Source organism: uncultured Aquabacterium sp. (assembly GCF_913773725.1).
Taxonomy (GTDB): domain Bacteria; phylum Pseudomonadota; class Gammaproteobacteria; order Burkholderiales; family Burkholderiaceae_C; genus Aquabacterium.
On the sequence record NZ_CAJYGK010000135.1, the window covers coordinates 1 to 15,416 of the forward strand.

At 69.1% G+C, this 15,416-nt stretch carries 13 protein-coding genes; 10 read left to right on the forward strand and 3 right to left on the reverse strand.

Annotation, left to right across the window (positions count from 1 at the left end):
• Both QZ709_RS15805 and QZ709_RS15810 read right to left on the reverse strand, forming a co-directional pair.
• Positions 1 to 1,231: HAMP domain-containing sensor histidine kinase (locus QZ709_RS15805; protein ID WP_294638353.1), on the reverse strand; the 1,231-nt coding region annotated here is incomplete at its 3' end.
• The gene (locus QZ709_RS15810) at positions 1,228 to 1,905 is read right to left on the reverse strand and encodes a response regulator transcription factor (RefSeq protein ID WP_294638355.1); all 678 of its coding nucleotides are present in this window, start codon (positions 1,903 to 1,905) and stop codon (positions 1,228 to 1,230) included. The genes QZ709_RS15810 and QZ709_RS15805, both read right to left, overlap by 4 nt.
• Before the next feature lie 114 nt (positions 1,906 to 2,019).
• Between QZ709_RS15810 and QZ709_RS15815 the strand changes: the two genes are divergently transcribed.
• Genes QZ709_RS15815 through QZ709_RS15825 form a run of 3 tightly spaced genes read left to right on the forward strand, consistent with a single transcriptional unit; the run spans position 2,020 to position 7,520 of the window.
• Positions 2,020 to 3,111, forward strand: coding sequence for an efflux RND transporter periplasmic adaptor subunit (locus QZ709_RS15815; RefSeq protein ID WP_294638356.1), 1,092 nt, complete (start codon positions 2,020 to 2,022; stop codon positions 3,109 to 3,111).
• 9 nt (positions 3,112 to 3,120) lie between these two features.
• On the forward strand, positions 3,121 to 6,201 hold the full coding sequence (locus tag QZ709_RS15820; protein WP_294638357.1) for a CusA/CzcA family heavy metal efflux RND transporter: 3,081 nt from the start codon (positions 3,121 to 3,123) through the stop codon (positions 6,199 to 6,201).
• A 2-nt stretch (positions 6,202 to 6,203) separates the two neighbouring features.
• Positions 6,204 to 7,520: a TolC family protein gene (locus tag QZ709_RS15825; RefSeq protein ID WP_294638359.1), complete on the forward strand. Its 1,317-nt coding sequence runs from the start codon at positions 6,204 to 6,206 to the stop codon at positions 7,518 to 7,520.
• 16 nt (positions 7,521 to 7,536) lie between these two features.
• On the opposite strand, the gene rraA is transcribed toward QZ709_RS15825, so the two are convergent.
• Positions 7,537 to 8,034, reverse strand: coding sequence for a ribonuclease E activity regulator RraA (rraA, locus tag QZ709_RS15830; protein WP_294638360.1), 498 nt, complete (start codon positions 8,032 to 8,034; stop codon positions 7,537 to 7,539).
• Positions 8,035 to 8,183: 149 nt separating this feature from the next.
• Here rraA and QZ709_RS15835 point away from each other — a divergent pair, with 149 nt between their 5' ends.
• The 7 genes from QZ709_RS15835 to QZ709_RS15865 all read left to right on the forward strand — a co-directional run bounded on the left by QZ709_RS15835 (position 8,184) and on the right by QZ709_RS15865 (position 15,410).
• Complete coding sequence (locus QZ709_RS15835; RefSeq protein WP_294638361.1) at positions 8,184 to 9,212, forward strand: lysylphosphatidylglycerol synthase transmembrane domain-containing protein; 1,029 nt, start codon at positions 8,184 to 8,186, stop codon at positions 9,210 to 9,212.
• A 33-nt stretch (positions 9,213 to 9,245) separates the two neighbouring features.
• Complete coding sequence (locus tag QZ709_RS15840) at positions 9,246 to 10,277, forward strand: glycosyltransferase family 2 protein (RefSeq protein ID WP_294638362.1); 1,032 nt, start codon at positions 9,246 to 9,248, stop codon at positions 10,275 to 10,277.
• A gap of 24 nt (positions 10,278 to 10,301) precedes the next feature.
• Positions 10,302 to 12,032, forward strand: a complete 1,731-nt coding sequence (locus QZ709_RS15845) for a glycosyltransferase family 39 protein (protein WP_294638363.1) — start codon at positions 10,302 to 10,304, stop codon at positions 12,030 to 12,032.
• Positions 12,022 to 12,804 carry a phosphatase PAP2 family protein gene (locus QZ709_RS15850; protein WP_294638364.1) on the forward strand — a complete coding sequence of 261 codons (783 nt, stop codon included), beginning with the start codon at positions 12,022 to 12,024 and terminating at the stop codon, positions 12,802 to 12,804. The genes QZ709_RS15845 and QZ709_RS15850 overlap by 11 nt, the downstream gene beginning before the upstream one ends.
• A 115-nt stretch (positions 12,805 to 12,919) precedes the next feature.
• Entirely contained in the window at positions 12,920 to 14,041 is a 1,122-nt protein-coding gene (gene nadA, locus QZ709_RS15855) for a quinolinate synthase NadA (RefSeq protein WP_294638365.1), read from the forward strand.
• Between the two features lie 35 nt (positions 14,042 to 14,076).
• A complete protein-coding gene (gene nadC / locus QZ709_RS15860) occupies positions 14,077 to 14,985 on the forward strand; it encodes a carboxylating nicotinate-nucleotide diphosphorylase (RefSeq protein WP_294638366.1) in 909 nt (302 codons plus the stop codon).
• Between the two features lie 140 nt (positions 14,986 to 15,125).
• Entirely contained in the window at positions 15,126 to 15,410 is a 285-nt protein-coding gene (locus tag QZ709_RS15865; RefSeq protein ID WP_294638367.1) for a late competence development ComFB family protein, read from the forward strand.
• Positions 15,411 to 15,416 lie beyond the last annotated feature (6 nt).

The window sequence follows — 15,416 nt, forward strand, 5'->3', positions numbered from 1 at the left end:
TCACCCGCCCGCCATGCATGCGCGCGATCTGGTCGGCCAGCGTCAGCCCCAGCCCCAGGATGCTCCCGCCCTGCCCGGACGCCAGCGCGTCATTGAGCTCAGACAGGCGCTGAGGGTCGATGCCCTCACCGTCGTCGGTCAGGGTCAGGAACACGCCCGATGGCCCCTGGTGCATGGCCACTTCCACCCGGCTCGCACCGTGTCGGGCGGCGTTGTCCAGCAGGTTCATCAATGCCGCCGACAGCAGATCGGGGTCGGCGTCCAGGCTGCCGCCCTGCGCCACGACCACTTGCACGCCCCGCACGGGCAACCGGGACAGCAGGGTTCCCAGATCGACCGACTGGCGTCGCAGCTCGCCGCTGGCACGGAACAGGCTGATCAACGCCGTGACCACCGTGCGCAGGCGCGCCGCCGCCTCGCGGGTCTGCGTGAGGCGCGGCTTGAGGGCCTCCGGCGCCTCACGCTGGGCCACGGCCAGTTGCGCGTCCATGCCTGCCAGCGGCGTACGCAGCGCGTGCGCGGCATGGGCGGCGAACGCACGCTCGTGCGCCACCCGCGCGGCCAGCCGCTCACCCAGGGCCACCACGGCACGGGACACCGGCACCAGCTCGGCACGCTCGGCAGCAGGCAGGCCACTGGCCCCGCCCGGATCCAACGGGTTGTACTGCGCCACGGCCGTCGACAGGGACTGCAAGGGCATCAACTCGCGCTGCAGGCGCCGGTTCAGCCAGAGGACCAGCAGCAGCCCCACCGCCAGCGCCAGCCCCAGCGTGCCCGCCACGGTGGCCCACTGGGTGTGCCGTCGATGGCGCTCCGGCTGGGCGACCAGAAGCCGCCCATCCCCCTGGGGGAACGGCAGGGTGTAGACCCGCCACACGCCCTCATCCGAAAAGCCCCGATCGGGTCGCCCGCTCACGGGCTGGGTCGGGGCCTTGTGCGATCGCAGCTGCACCTGACCATCCGGGCCCACCCGCTGCCAGATCAGTTCCTCGTCATGGGGCGGCGCGGGCAACATGCCACCGGTCGCGGCCACGTCTTGCCCGGCCACCTGCACCAGGCCGTACAGGATCTCGGCAGACTCCTGCAGACCCTGATCCAGCAAGCCGTCCAGCGCGCGGTGCAGCACCCCACCCACGGCCAGCGACATCAGCACGCCCCACATCAGGGAAAGCAGCAGCACCACGCGAGACAAGCGGGTCCGCATGGACGGCAGCACCGGGGACGCGGTCATGCGGCACTCCCGGCCACCAGGCGGTATCCCATGCCGCGCACGGTCTCGATCCGTTCCCGTCCGAGCTTGCGCCGCAGGTTGCCGATGTAGACCTCCAGCACATTGCTCTGCACGTCGTGCTCCGCACCGAGGATCAGTGCCTCCAGATCCGACTTGGAAACCAGACGGCCGGACCGGGCGGCCAGCGCCTCGAGCACAGCCCATTCCCGTGCGGTCAGGTCCACGCGCTGGCGGCCCTCCCCCTGGTGCCGCCATGCTGCGCAGGCCGCCAGGTCGATGTCCACATCGCCCAGATGCAGGACCCCGGTCGGGGCACCCACCCGCCGGCGCCGCACGGCGTGCAAGCGGGCCACGAGTTCTTCCGGATCGAAGGGCTTGATCAGGTAATCGTCCGCGCCCGAATCCAATCCCTCGAGCCGGTCCTTCAACAGGTCACGTGCGGTCAGCATGAGCATGGGGCGGTCGTCCCCCTCGCGGCGCAGTCGGCGAACCAGGTCCAGGCCGGACCCATCCGGCAGTTGCCAATCGACAAGCAGCGCGTCATAGGGTTCATTCAGCAAGGCGCGCGCATCGAGCAGGCGCACGGCCCAATCAACGTGGTGGCCCTCTGCGCGCAGGAAGTCTCGCAGGCCTTCTCCCAAGATGGCATCGTCTTCGATCAGCAACAGGCGCATGGTTGTTCTCCGCAAGGGCATGCCCGCGGCACCCACCCTGAACGCGGACCATATCATCGGCTCAGGGCTCGGTGCTTCAGCCTCGATTCAGGCTGACCAGGCATGCTCGGCGACATGATTGCCCGCCCTGCCCGGCCTCTGCGCCACCTCCTCGCCACCAGCCTGATCGGACTGGCCTGTTCCTCCTGGGCCGGCCCCACGACGCCGCCTGTGTCCGCCGAACAGCGTCAACGATTGGGCATCGTGGTGACGCCGGTGGAAGCCGTGAACGGCGCCTGGCAGAGCTATCCGGCGGAAATCGTGGTGCCTCCTGCCCAGGAGCGGGTGGTGGCGGCCCCCGTGGCCGGTCTGGTCGAAGCCCTGGCCGTGGGGGTGGGCGACAGCGTCCGCGCGGGGCAGTGGTTGGTCAGGCTGCGCAGCGGGCAGACCCAGGAATTGCGTCGCGACGTGCTGCAAAGCGGCAGCCAGCTGAGCCTGGCCCGCAGCCAGCTGGCCCGCGACGAAGCGCTGTTCAAGGAAGGCCTGATTCCGCAGGCTCGGCTGGATGCGGCCCGAGCCCAGGCGCAGCAGGCACAGGCCCTGGCCGATGAGCGCCGCTCCGCCCTTCAGGCCACGACAGCCCGTGCGGTGGTGGGCGCGGATGGCATGCTGTCCCTCAGCGCCCCCATCACGGGTCAGATCCTGGAGCAGCTGGTGCAGGTCGGCCAGCGGGTGGAGGCGATGACCCCGCTCTACCGGCTGGCAAGCCTCAAGCCGCTCTGGGTCAACCTGCAGGTGCCCTCACGGGAGACCGCGTCGATCCGAGCGGGAGACAAGGTGGTGCTGCCCGCCCCCACGCCCGGCGATCACGACACCCCGGCCCGGGTCGTGGCCGTGAGCCCGGTGGTGGACGCGCGCAGCCAGTCGCGCACCGTCCGCGCGCAACTGGACGACAGCGCAAGGGGTTGGCAGCCAGGCCAACTGGTGGAGGCCCGGCTCCAACGGCAGGCGGCGGCCAGCGGCACACGCGTGCCGGCCGATGCCGTCATGCCGACAGCCGGAAACGGTCATCAGGTGTTCGTGGCCCGTCCCGCCGGCCGCTTCGAATTGCTGGATGTGCAGTTGCGCGCGCGAGAAGGAAGCACCGTCACCCTCGAAGCCCTGCCCACTGGCACCCAGGTGGTCAGCCGCGGCACCGCGGCGCTCAAAGCCATGCTGCCACGCTGAGGACGGCCCATGTTCGATCGCCTGATCACCGGTGCGCTGTCGCAGCGCGCCCTCGTGCTGCTGCTGGTGCTCCTGCTCGCCGCGGCCGGCGTCATCGCCTGGCAGAAGCTGCCGATCGATGCCTTCCCCGACGTGTCGGGAACCCAGGTCAAGGTCATCCTCAAGGCGCCAGGCATGACGCCGGAAGAGGTCGAGACCCGCATCACCGCCCCCGTGGAACAGGAACTGCTCGGCATCCCCCATCAGAAGATGCTGCGCTCGACGTCGAAGTACGCCCTGGCCGACATCACGCTCGACTTCGAAGACGGCACCGACATCTACTGGGCCCGCCAGCAGGTCAGCGAGCGGCTGGCCGGAGTCACGGAGGCGCTCCCCGCCGGCACGTCGGGCGGACTCGCCCCCATCACGACGCCCCTGGGTGAGGTGTTCATGTTCACCGTGGAGGGCCCCCAATCCCTCGCCGAGCGCCGCCGGGTGCTGGACTGGGTGATCCGCCCGGCACTCCGTACCCTGCCGGGCGTCGCCGACGTGAACAGCCTGGGCGGCCGCGTGGAGACCTTCGAGATCGCCCCCGATCCGGTTGCCCTGCAGGGTCAGGGCGTGAGCCTGGACGACGTGGAACAGGCCCTGCGACGCCAGAACAGCAACGACGGCGCGGGCCGACTGCAGGCCGGTGAAGAGGCCTTGATCGTGCGGGCGGAGGGCGCCATCCGCACCCTTGACGACGTGCGCCACACGGTGGTGAAACGGCACGACAACGGCCGGATTACGCGAGTCGGCGACGTGGCCGAGGTCCGCCGAGGCGACCTCACACGCTACGGCGCGGTGACACGCAACGGTCGCGACGAAACCGTGGAAGGCCTGGTGCTGTCTCTGCGGGGGGCCAACGCCCGCGATCTGGTTCACACGGTCTCGGAGGAGCTGGACCGGCTGGCCCCGACCCTGCCATCCGGCATGAAGGTGGTGCCCTTCTACAACCGCGGTGCGCTGGTCGACCGGGCCGTCTACACGGTGGGCAAGGCGCTGCTCGAAGCCGTGGTGCTCGTGCTGGCCCTGTTGCTCGCTTTCCTGGGCAACCTGCGGGCGGCCATCGTGGTGGCGGTGATGCTGCCGCTGTCTGCGCTGGGCACGTTCGTGTTGATGCGCTGGTATGGGCTGTCGGCCAACCTCATGAGCCTGGGCGGGCTGGCCATCGCCATCGGCATGCTGGTGGACGGCGCCGTCGTGGTGGTGGAGAACATCGAGAGCCGGTTGGCGCATGGCGACGCCCGCCGCGAGCCGCTGCGGCAGGTCGTGCTGCAGGCGGCGCGCGAGGTGGCGATGCCCGTCGCCTCCGGCATCGCCATCATCCTCATCGTGTTCCTGCCCCTGCTCACGTTGGAAGGACTGGAGGGCAAGCTGTTCGGGCCGGTGGCGCTCACCATCGTGTTCGCGCTGTCGGTCTCGCTGCTGCTGTCGCTGACGCTGGTGCCCGTGCTGGCCTCCTGGCTGCTCAAGCCGGGCGACCACGGCACGCCCTGGCTCATGCGTCACCTCGATCGACTGTACGAGCGCGTGCTTCGACATGCCTTCGCAGCGCCTCGCCGCGTCATGGGCGGAGCCGTGCTTGCACTGATCGGGACCGCCGTGCTGTTCACTCAGATCGGCAAGACCTTCATGCCCGTTCTGGACGAGGGTGACGTCATCATGCAGTTGGAGAAACTGCCCTCCATCGGTCTCGATGCCACCACCGCCATGGACCTGAGCGTGCAGAAGGCGCTGCTGGATCGCATTCCCGAGATCGAGGCGACGGTGGCGCGCAGCGGCTCCGACGAGCTGGGGCTCGACCCCATGGGACTCAACCAGACCGACACCTTCATGGTGCTCAAGCCCCGGGAGAACTGGCGGCAGCCAGACAAGGACGCCTTGATCGAGGACATGCGCCAGGTCATGCTGGACTTTCCCGGCGTGGACATCACCTTCACGCAGCCCATCGACATGCGGGTCTCCGAGATGCTCACGGGCGTGCGGGGTGACGTCGCCATCAAGATCTACGGCACCGACCTGGCTCAACTCAATGCACTGGCGAGCCGCACGGAGGCCCTGATTGCGGGCATCCCCGGCGCCACCGACACCTTCACGCTCCGCAACGATGGCGTGCAGTACCTGCAGGTCCGTGTCGATCGGCAGGCCGCAGGCCGTCTGGGCCTCGACAGCCAGGCCGTGCAAGCCGACCTGCGCCGATGGGTCGAGGGACAGTCGGTGGGCATCGTGCACGAACCCGGCCGGCGCGTCCCGCTCGTCATCCGGGGTGACGTCGCGCTGCGCGACGACCCCGAGGCCTTCGCGGCGCTGCGCGTCGTGACGCCGGACGGACAGCCGGTCCCCCTGCAGAGCGTGGCCACCCTCACGCGAACCGACGGCCCCGTGAAGGTCGACCGCGAGCAAGGGCAGCGCTACGTGGTCATACAGACCAACGTGCATGGACGCGATCTCGTCGGATTCGTCGAAGAGGCGCAGGCCCGGGTGCGTGCGGAACTGCCCCTGCCCCAGGGCTATCGCATCACGTGGGGCGGGCAGTTCGAGAACCAGCAACGCGCCGCGCAAAGACTGGCCCTCGTGGTCCCCGTCGCGCTGGGCCTGATCTTCTTCCTGCTGTTCCTGACGTTCGGCTCGGTGCGCCAGGCGGCCCTGGTGTTGGGCAACATCCCCCTGGCGTTGATCGGTGGTGTGCTGGGTCTGGCGCTGGCGGGGGAGTACCTCTCGGTGCCGGCCTCGGTGGGGTTCATCGCCCTGCTCGGCATCGCCGTCCTCAACGGCGTGGTGATGGTGAGCTATTTCAACCAGCTCATCGCCACCGGCCTGCCCCCCCGGGAAGCGGTGTGGGAAGGGGCTCGCCGCCGTCTTCGCCCGGTCCTGATGACCGCGGCCATCTGTGCAGGCGGCCTCTTGCCCATGCTGTTTGCCACTGGCCCTGGCAGCGAGATCCAGCGTCCGCTGGCCGTGGTGGTGATCGGCGGGCTGCTCAGCTCCACCGCCCTCACCCTGATCCTGCTGCCCCTCCTGTACGAGCGCCACGGCCTTCCTGAAACCAACCCAGCCCACACGTGACCATGCGCTGCCCCGCCCGCCGCCCTCTGTTCCCGGCGCCCCGTCTGCGGACGGCGCTGGCCTGTCTGCTTGCGCTGGGTCCGGTCTTCGTCACCGGCACTCTTCGGGCCGCCGAGCCCCTTCCGCCTGACACCGTGGTCCAGCCCCTGCTGGCCGACCATCCTCAGTGGCAAAGCCTGCTGGCACAACGCGAGGCCGAGCGCGCCCAGGCCCGCCAGATCGCCCTGGGCGACAGCGAGTGGAGCGTGGAACTGGCGGCCGGCCAACGCCGCTACCGCGGCCCGTCCGCGGGCGAACCAGGCACACGGGAGTGGCGGACCGGCCTGAGCCGGCCCTGGCGACTGCCCGCTCAGCAGGCAGCGGACCAGGCCACATCCCAGGCCTGGCAGCAATTGGGTGATGTGCAGCTCCACGCCGGCTGGCACGGTCTGCTGGTCCAGCTGCTGGAGCAGCACACCGAGTGGCTGCTGGCTCGCCGCCAGGCCGACATCTGGTCAGCTCAACAAGACACCGCCGAGATACAGCGGGAAAGTGCGCGCAAGCGCGTCATGCTGGGCGACGCGGCTCGGATCGACCTCGTGCAGGCCGAGGCGGCCCACGCTCAGGCTCTGGCCCAGGCCGCTGCAGCGAAGCAGCGCGTTGCTGCCATCGAGCGGCAGCTCCTGGCGCGCTTTGCGCGCTGGCCCGTTGCCGCGCTGCCCTCGGCCTCCGACAGCTGGCTGGGCGCGCAGGCCGCACTGGCCACCGTGCCCGAACGCCTGGACGCAGAAGCCCGCGCCGCACTGGCCCAGGCCCTGCCCTCACTGCAGGCCGCTGCCGCACGGCTCGCCTTGAGCGCACAGCAGGCACGACAGGCGGACGCGGCCCGCATCGCCCCGCCCACCGTCGGGGTGGCCGTGACCCAGGACCGCAGTGGCGCCGAACAGGCCCTGCTGCTGCAGCTGAACTGGCCACTGGGAGGCGCCTACCGCGCCGAAGCCGCACGGGCACAGCAAGCCCGGTATCAGGCAGCCAGCGCAGAGCAGGTCGCCGTGGAGGCCCAGGCTGAAGCCGCTCTGGTCCAGCGGTGGCAGGACACCCGCGACGCCATGGCCCGCTGGGCCTTCCAGCGCGACGCACAAACGCGACTCGAAGAAGCTGCGCAGGCCCTCGACAAGGGCTACCGCATGGGCGAAGGACAACTCGATCAGGTGCTTCAGGCCCGCCGTCTTGCCCGGGAGCAGGCCCTGCAGGCCGCGCAATCCGAGGCCGAGGCGTGGCTGGCGCTGTGGCGGTGGCAGCTCGACAGCGGGGCGCGCTGGACCGCTCCCCAGCCGTGAGCGTGCCGCCGATCGATCAGGCTTTCGGCTTGTCCATCACGACGATGCCATCCTCGTCGGCATACAGCCAGTCGCCCGGGCGAATCCACACCCCTTCGATCTGGACGGCCACGTCGGTCTGGCCCTCGTTGCGCTTCTCGGTCGGCAACGGCATCAGGGCGAGCGCGCGGATCCCGACGTCGCACGCCGCCAGCTCGGCCGAGTCACGCACGCAGCCATAGACCACCACGCCGGCCCAGCCGTTGCGGGCGGCCGCCTTGCCGAGGTTGCCGCCCACCAGCGCACGGCGCAGCGAGCCGCCGCCGTCGACCACCAGCACGCGGCCCTGCCCCGGTGAGTCGACCGCCGCCTTCACCAGCGTGTTGTCCTCGAAGCACTTCACCGTGCTGACCGGACCGGCAAACTTGAGGCGACCGCCGTAGTCCTTGAACAGCGGCGGCAGGACGCGGAAGGCGCCGTCGGTGTCGTTCTTGTGTTCGTCGCAGAGGTCGCAGGTCGCAAAGGTCTGGGTCATGGCGGAATCCGACAAGGGTTGAAGACTGAAAATGATTCTAGTGGCGCGGTGTCCTGTGCCAACGTGTCGCGCGCTTTGCATTCACCCTCGCGCAGGGGGCCTCAAGATGCGGGACAATCGCGGGTTGCCCTTCACACCACGCCTGCCCCGTGTCCGATTCCCTGACGCCTTCTTCCGTCGACCCGCGTCCCGCTCCCCGTCGCGGGCGCATGGTCGTCGCCTGGGCCGTGGGACTGGGCCTGCTGGCGTGGCTGCTGAGCCATGTGCCGCTGACGCAATTGCTGGACGCCCTGCGGCGGCCGGGACCGGGCACCTGGCTGTTGACTCTGGCCGGTCTGCTGGGTAGCTACGGGCTGCGGGCGGCGCGGATGCAGGTGGTGTTCGACCTGGCCGCCTGCGCCCCACCGAGTCGCCGGGTGCTCGGCCTGCGCATGGACGCGCTGCGTGTGATCCTCATGCACAACGCCGCGGTCAATCTGCTGCCGATGCGCGCTGGCGAGTTGAGCTTTCCCTGGTTGGCCAACCGCCATCTCGGCCTGAGCGTGCCGCGTGCCGTGGCCTGCCTGCTGTGGATGCGGGTGCAGGACATGGCCGTGCTGTTGCTGCTGGGCATCGTGTTGTGGCCCGGGCTCGACTGGGCGGTTCGCGTCGGGGCCCTGGTCACGGCAGCCGGCGCCTGGCACCTCGGCAACCGCTTGCTGGGTGCATGGCTGGCCCGCCATCCTGACACCGGATCGGCCCCTGCGGGTGGCGTTCGGGGCCTGCTGCACAAGGTCAGGCACGCGTTGCTCGAGCCGGCCCACCACCATCCTCTCGCGTGGTTCTTCACCCTGGCCAACTGGAGCCTGAAGCTGGCCGCGGGGGCCTGTCTGCTGGCCGCCATCAGCACATCGCCCTGGCTGACCGCCTGGGCGGGTGCGCTGGGGGGCGAGTTGGCGGCCATCGTGCCGCTTCAGGGCCCCGCCGGCTTCGGCACCTACGAGGCGGGCGTCTGGGCCGGCTTTGCGGCCCACCTCCCCCGCGGCTCTGCCGCACTCGCACAGGCTGTGCCGGCTGCGCTGGCGCTGCATGTGTGCTTCCTGCTGTGTGCCGTCATCGCCGGTGCGGTGGCCTCACTGCTCAACCAGATCGACCGGCCTGACCCGTCCCAGGCCCCTGTTTCCCCAGGCCGCGGCTGACCGCCGGCCCCCTCCGTATCAGAAAGACGCCCCATGACCCTGGCCACGCAAGTTTCGACCCACGCCACCACGGACGTGCCGCCGCACCGCCTGTCCATCGTCGTGCCGATGTACAACGAAGTCGACAACGTCGAGCCCTTCGTCACGGCCGTGCACGATGCGCTGGCCGATTACCCCTTCGAATGGGAACTGCTGATCGTCAACGACGGCAGCCGTGACGGCACGCAGAAGGCCCTGGACGAGCAGGCCCGCCTGCGCGGCCCGCACGTGCGCCCCATCCACCTGTGGCGCAACTTCCGTCAGACCGCCGCCATGCAGGCCGGTATCGACGCGGCGCGGGGTGACGTGATCGTGACGCTGGACGGCGACCTCCAGAACGACCCCAAGGACATCCCCAAGCTGGTCGCCCGCCTACTGCGCGAAGACCTGGACCTCGTGGCCGGCTGGCGGCAGAAGCGACAGGACGGCATGCTGCTGCGCAAGATCCCCTCGCGCATTGCCAACCGCCTGATCCGCAAGATCACGCAACTCGAGTTTCAGGATCTGGGCTGCAGCCTCAAGGCCTACCGTGCCAGCGTGCTCAAGCGCGTGAGCCTCTATGGCGAAATGCACCGTTTCATCCCCGCCTGGATGGCCACGGTGACCTCCCCGGCCCGCATGGCGGAAGAGCCAGTGAGCCACCATGCCCGCACCCGCGGCGAGTCGAAGTACGGCATCTCGCGCACCCTGCGTGTCGTGCTGGACCTGCTCGCGGTCAATTTCTTCCTGCGGTTCTCCGGGCGCCCGGGCCACTTCTTCGGTGGCGTCGGACTGGCCATCGGCATGATTGGCGGCCTCATCCTCACCTACCTGGCCGGACTCAAGCTGATGGGTGAAGACATCGGTGGACGCCCCCTGCTGTGGCTGGGCTTCTTCTTCGTGCTCGGTGGTCTGCAGTTCCTGACCACCGGGGTGCTGGCCGAACTGCTGATCCGCATCTACTACGACCGCGGTGAAGTGGCGCCGTATCACACCAGCAAAGCCCCGGAGATGGATCCCTCTGCAGGCTGGCACCATCACGGCTGACCCCTTTCGCGCAACCTGCCCGACATGACCGAGCAACAAGTCCGAACTCCTGCCGCATCCGCCCAGCGATGGCCGCGCCTCTGGGGCCCACGCCTTGGCTGGCTGCTGGCCTTCATCGGGGTCTTGATGGCCTACCGCTTCTGGGCGGTCCAGCATGTCGGCATCTCGCTGTTCTTCGACGAGGCACAGTACTGGGACTGGTCACGCCATCTCGACTGGGGGTTCTTCTCCAAACCGCCGCTGATCGCCGGGCTGATCTGGCTGAGCACGGCCCTGTTCGGCGATGGCCTGCTGGGCGTCAAGGCCCTGACCATGCTGCTCTACCCCGCCACGGCGCTGGCCCTGGTGGGCTTCGCGCGGGCGCTGTGGCCCACCAGCAGTGGCGTGCGCACTGGCCTCGTGGCAGCCGCCCTGTTCATGACCCTGCCGGTGACCAGCCTCATGGGGCTGTTCGCCAGCACCGACGCTCCGCTGATCCTGTGCTGGACGCTGGCATCGTGGATGCTATGGCGTGCCCAGGTCACCAACCGCCTGCACTACTGGCTCCTGTGTGGCATGGCGTGCGGCATCGGCTTGCTGGGCAAGTACACGATGGCCGCCTTTGCACTCACGGCAATCTGGACGCTGTGGGGCGTACCGGGCCCCAAGCGCGGGGTGCTGCGCATCGGCCCCTGGCTGACCGTCGCCGTGGCGGGCGCCTTGCTCGCCCCCAACATCTGGTGGAACGTCCAGAACGACTTCCCGACCCTCGCCCACACCGCCGAGATCACCACCGACTCGACCCGCAGCGGCGGCATTGCGGCCGTGGCGCGCTTCCTCGGCGGCCAGGTGGCGATGCTGGGCCCTCTGGCGGTGATCGCGGCGCTGTGGCTCTGGCGTCGTCGCCCCCTGGCGCAAGGCACCGCGCCATCGGCGCCACCCAGCCTGTGGGCCGGCACCACGCAACTGTCCTCTCAAGGTTCGACCAGCGAGTCGGGTTCCCTGCCGGCCGGCCGCCCGGCCGCGCGCGGCTCGGCCTATCACCTGGCGTCGGTGTCGAGCTACCGCTTCCTCTGGGCGATGAGCCTGCCTTTGCAAGCCGTGGCCGTGGTGCAGGCCTTTCACGCCGATGCGCACGTCAACTGGGCGGCCCCTTCCATGGTGGGCTTCACGCTGCTCATCGCATCCCGTCTGAGTGCGCCCCTGGTGCCGCTCGCCGCCCCACGCCCCACGGCATGGCTCGTCGCCGTGCTGCTGTCCAACCTGCTGCTCAGCAGTGCAGCCCTGCACCTGCGCGAGATCGCCGGCCCTTCCATGCCCTCACGCCTGGATGCCCTGGTCCGCATGCGCGGTTGGCAGGAGGCGCTGGCCGAGCTGTCGCCGGTGCTGGATGACCCCGTGGTGCGGGGGCTGCCGGTGCTGACGGATCAGCGGCTGCTGATCACCCATGCTGCCTATCACTGGCGGTCACACGGGGTCGCGACCTACATGTGGAATCCGCATGGCGTGCGGCACAACCACTACGAGATGACGCGCAGCCTGCCCAACAAGGTCGGACAGGACGTGCTACTGCTCACCGACAACCCGAAGCCCGATGCCATCACGCACCGCTTCGCCACGGTCCGCCTGATGAAGTCGGTCAGGGTTCCGGTCGGGCCAGACCGCGCCGTCGAACTGCACCTCTTCTTCCTGCGGGGCTTTCTGGGCTATGACCAGGAAACCTACCTGAAGCAGAGCGGGGCAGATCAGCCCGAGCCCCTGACCGATGCGCCCTGACCCCTCCCCGCACGCCGACACCTGGTCGGAGGATGTCAACGACCGGATCACGATGCTGATCTGGGCCTCGCTGTTCCTGGCCCTGGCGGTGTTCAGCAAGTTGCCCGGGCTCGATCTGCTGGTGTCGGCCCGCTATTGGCATCCCGACAAGGGCTTTGTCCATGCGCAGGATGCGTTCGTGGTCGGCATGTACACGGTCACGCCCTGGCTCGGGCGCACCCTGCTCTTGCTGCTGGCCCTGTTCGCGCTGACCGCACCCGCCATCGCCCGCTTGCTGAAGCACCGAGGCCATTTCGACCTGGCCACACGCTGTACCGGGTCGTGGCGCCACCTGGCTGCTGTGGCCGCACTGGCTGCAGCACTGGGCAACGGACTGATCGTGGAAGGCGTGCTGAAGAACACGATGGGCCGCCCTCGCCCGGTTCAGACCCAGGAGTTCGGCGGTCCGGTGCCTTACGTCGCGCCCTTCCACCTGGGCGCCCATCCCGGAGAGCATCGCAGCTTCACCAGCGGCCACGCCGCCACGGGCTTCTCGCTGATGTGCCTGGGTCTGACATGCAGCCCACTGTGGCGTCGGCGCTGGCTGCTGATCGGGATGGTGGTGGGCGCGGTGGTGGGCTTCGGCCGCATCCTGCAGGGTGGCCACTACCTCAGCGACGTGCTGTTTTCGTTCTACGCCATCTGGTTGTCCTGTGAGCTGGTCGTCTGGTGGGATCACCGGCGCCAGCGCCGTCGGGCTGCAGCCGCGGGCACGGCGCCGCCCACACCGTGACCCCGCGTCCGGCCCCGTCTTGATCCCGTGCAAGAGCACCGCATCTGCAGATCGGCCATCATCGCGATCCTGGCGTTCTACCGCCCCCCAAAAGCCATCGACCCCACACTCCGCCATGTCCACCGCCCAGACCGTTGAATACGACTACGACCGCCAGGACGCCACTGGCGCCACCTGCACGGCCCACGCGTGGGCCAAGGTGCCCGCACCGCTGGCGGCCGACGAGAAGGCCCGCGTCAAAGAGCGGATCAAGGCCGAGCTGAAGCGCCAGAACGCCGTGCTGGTGGCGCACTACTACGTCGACGGCGACCTGCAGGACCTGGCCTGGGAGACCGGCGGCTTCGTGTCGGACTCGCTGGAGATGGCCCGCTTCGGCCGCGACCACGCTGCCCAGACCCTGATCGTGGCGGGCGTGAAGTTCATGGGCGAATCGGCCAAGATCCTCAGTCCGGAAAAACGCGTGCTGATGCCCGATCTGGACGCCACCTGCTCGCTCGACCTGGGCTGCGCCGCCGACGACTTCGCCAAGTTCTGCGACGCCCACCCTGACCGCAAGGTCGTGGTCTACGCCAACACCAGCGCCGCCGTGAAGGCCCGTGCCGACTGGATGGTGACCAGCTCTTGTGCGCTGGCCATCGTCAACCACCTGAAAGCCCAGGGCGAGAAGATCCTGTGGGCACCCGACCGCCACCTCGGCCGCTACATCGAGAAGCAGACCGGTGCCGACATGCTGATGTGGAACGGCGCCTGCATCGTGCACGACGAGTTCAAGGGCCTGGAGCTGGACCTGCTCAAGAAGGACCACCCCGAGGCCCTGGTGCTGGTGCACCCCGAATCGCCCGAGAGCGTGGTCAACCAGGCCGACGTGGTCGGCTCGACCTCGCAGCTGCTCAAGGCCGTGATCGAGTCGCCCGCACGCGAGTTCATCGTTGCCACCGACAACGGCATCCTGCACCGCATGCGCCAACTGGCCCCGGGCAAGACGCTGATCGAAGCGCCCACCGCCGGCAACAGCGCCACTTGCAAGAGCTGCGCGCACTGCCCGTGGATGGCCATGAACGGCCTGCAGGGTGTGCTCGACTGCCTGGAAAAAGGCACGGGCGAAATCACCGTGGACGAGCCCACACGCGCCAAGGCCAAGGGCTGCATCGACCGCATGCTGGACTTCGTGGCCGCCAACCCGTCGGCCATCACCAAGCCCGCGCAGGGCTTCGTGCCCAACATCGGCGCGGCCTGATCCACGGCACCGCAGAACACTACAAGACCCCATCCATGTTCGACCACAACGAAACCCTGGAAGAAGCCCGCGCCCGCAATGTGCGCGATGCGCTGTTCGAAGACGTCGGTGTCTGCGACTGGACCGCGCAGCTCGTGCCCGCCGGCCAGCGCGTGAAGGCCCGCCTCATCGTGCGCGAAGAAGCCGTGCTGTGCGGCCGTGACTGGTTCGAGGCCTGCCTGAACCAGCTCGACGCCACCGCCCGCATCACCTGGGCCTATGCGGAAGGCGCGCTGATGCAGCCGAACACCGAGGTGTGCGCCATCGAAGCCGATGCGCGCGCGCTGCTGACCGCCGAGCGCCCGGGCCTGAACTTCCTGCAGACGCTGTCGGCCGTGGCCACGCACACCCGCAAGCACATGGACGCCATTGCCGGCGCCTCGCCCAACCCGCGCGGCTGCGTGGTGCTCGACACCCGCAAGACCCTGCCCGGCCTGCGCCTGGCGCAGAAGTACGCCGTGCGTGTGGGCGGGGGCGCCAACCAGCGCCTGGCCCTGTACGACGGCATCCTGATCAAGGAAAACCACATTGCCGCCGCCGGCAGCGTGACGGCCGCCGTGAAGAACGCGCAGGCCCTGGTGGCCGCGCAGCCCTCGCCGCAGCGCGAGCAGATCACCATCCAGGTCGAGGTCGAGAACCTCGACGAGCTGCGCGAAGCCCTGGCGGCCGGCGCCACCAGCGTGCTGCTGGACAACTTCAGCAACGACATGATGCGCGAGGCCGTGGCCCTGAACCAGCAGCTCACACAAGGCCAGGCGCTGCTCGAGGTCTCAGGCGGGGTGACCATGGACCAGCTGCGTGGCATCGCAGAAACCGGGGTCGACCGCATCTCGGTGGGCAAACTCACCAAAGACGTGAAGGCCGTCGATTTCTCGCTGCGTGTGCTGGAACGCATCGGCGGCTGAACCCGCCGCGCCAACAGGCCGACTCAAAGCGTGACGGCCTGCGCCATATTGCCGAACCAGGGCCCTTGACGGGCCCTTTTTCATGGCCCGGCCTGCGCAGCCTGCGCCACACTGCGACCATTGGGCTTTTCTGCCACACCATGCCGGCCGATTTCACTTCCCTGCACAATTACTACGAGCGTCTGGTGGTCGATCTCGTCGTCGACCTGGCACCGGGTTACCCGCTGCTGACGGAAGACCATCACCCGGACGTCGCCTGCGTGGCCCTCAACAGGCTGCCCCCGCGCTACATCCGCCATCAGGTGGACCTGTCCTTTCACATGACCGAGAAGGAACGCCAGGAAAGCGAGCAGGCCATCCGCGAGGCGGTGCTGTTCGCCTTCGAGTTCGTCCAGGCCCGCTACGCCATGCGGGCACGGCGCTGAACGCCG

Coding starts and splice junctions, on each gene's coding strand:
- QZ709_RS15825 (WP_294638359.1), top strand. CDS start 6,204: ATGCGCTGCCCCGCCCGCCGCCCTCTGTTCCCGGCGCCCCGTCTGCGG.
- QZ709_RS15850 (WP_294638364.1), top strand. CDS start 12,022: ATGCGCCCTGACCCCTCCCCGCACGCCGACACCTGGTCGGAGGATGTC.
- QZ709_RS15845 (WP_294638363.1), top strand. CDS start 10,302: ATGACCGAGCAACAAGTCCGAACTCCTGCCGCATCCGCCCAGCGATGG.
- rraA (WP_294638360.1), bottom strand. CDS start 8,034: ATGACCCAGACCTTTGCGACCTGCGACCTCTGCGACGAACACAAGAAC.
- QZ709_RS15820 (WP_294638357.1), top strand. CDS start 3,121: ATGTTCGATCGCCTGATCACCGGTGCGCTGTCGCAGCGCGCCCTCGTG.
- nadC (WP_294638366.1), top strand. CDS start 14,077: ATGTTCGACCACAACGAAACCCTGGAAGAAGCCCGCGCCCGCAATGTG.
- QZ709_RS15840 (WP_294638362.1), top strand. CDS start 9,246: ATGACCCTGGCCACGCAAGTTTCGACCCACGCCACCACGGACGTGCCG.
- QZ709_RS15865 (WP_294638367.1), top strand. CDS start 15,126: ATGCCGGCCGATTTCACTTCCCTGCACAATTACTACGAGCGTCTGGTG.
- nadA (WP_294638365.1), top strand. CDS start 12,920: ATGTCCACCGCCCAGACCGTTGAATACGACTACGACCGCCAGGACGCC.
- QZ709_RS15810 (WP_294638355.1), bottom strand. CDS start 1,905: ATGCGCCTGTTGCTGATCGAAGACGATGCCATCTTGGGAGAAGGCCTG.
- QZ709_RS15815 (WP_294638356.1), top strand. CDS start 2,020: ATGATTGCCCGCCCTGCCCGGCCTCTGCGCCACCTCCTCGCCACCAGC.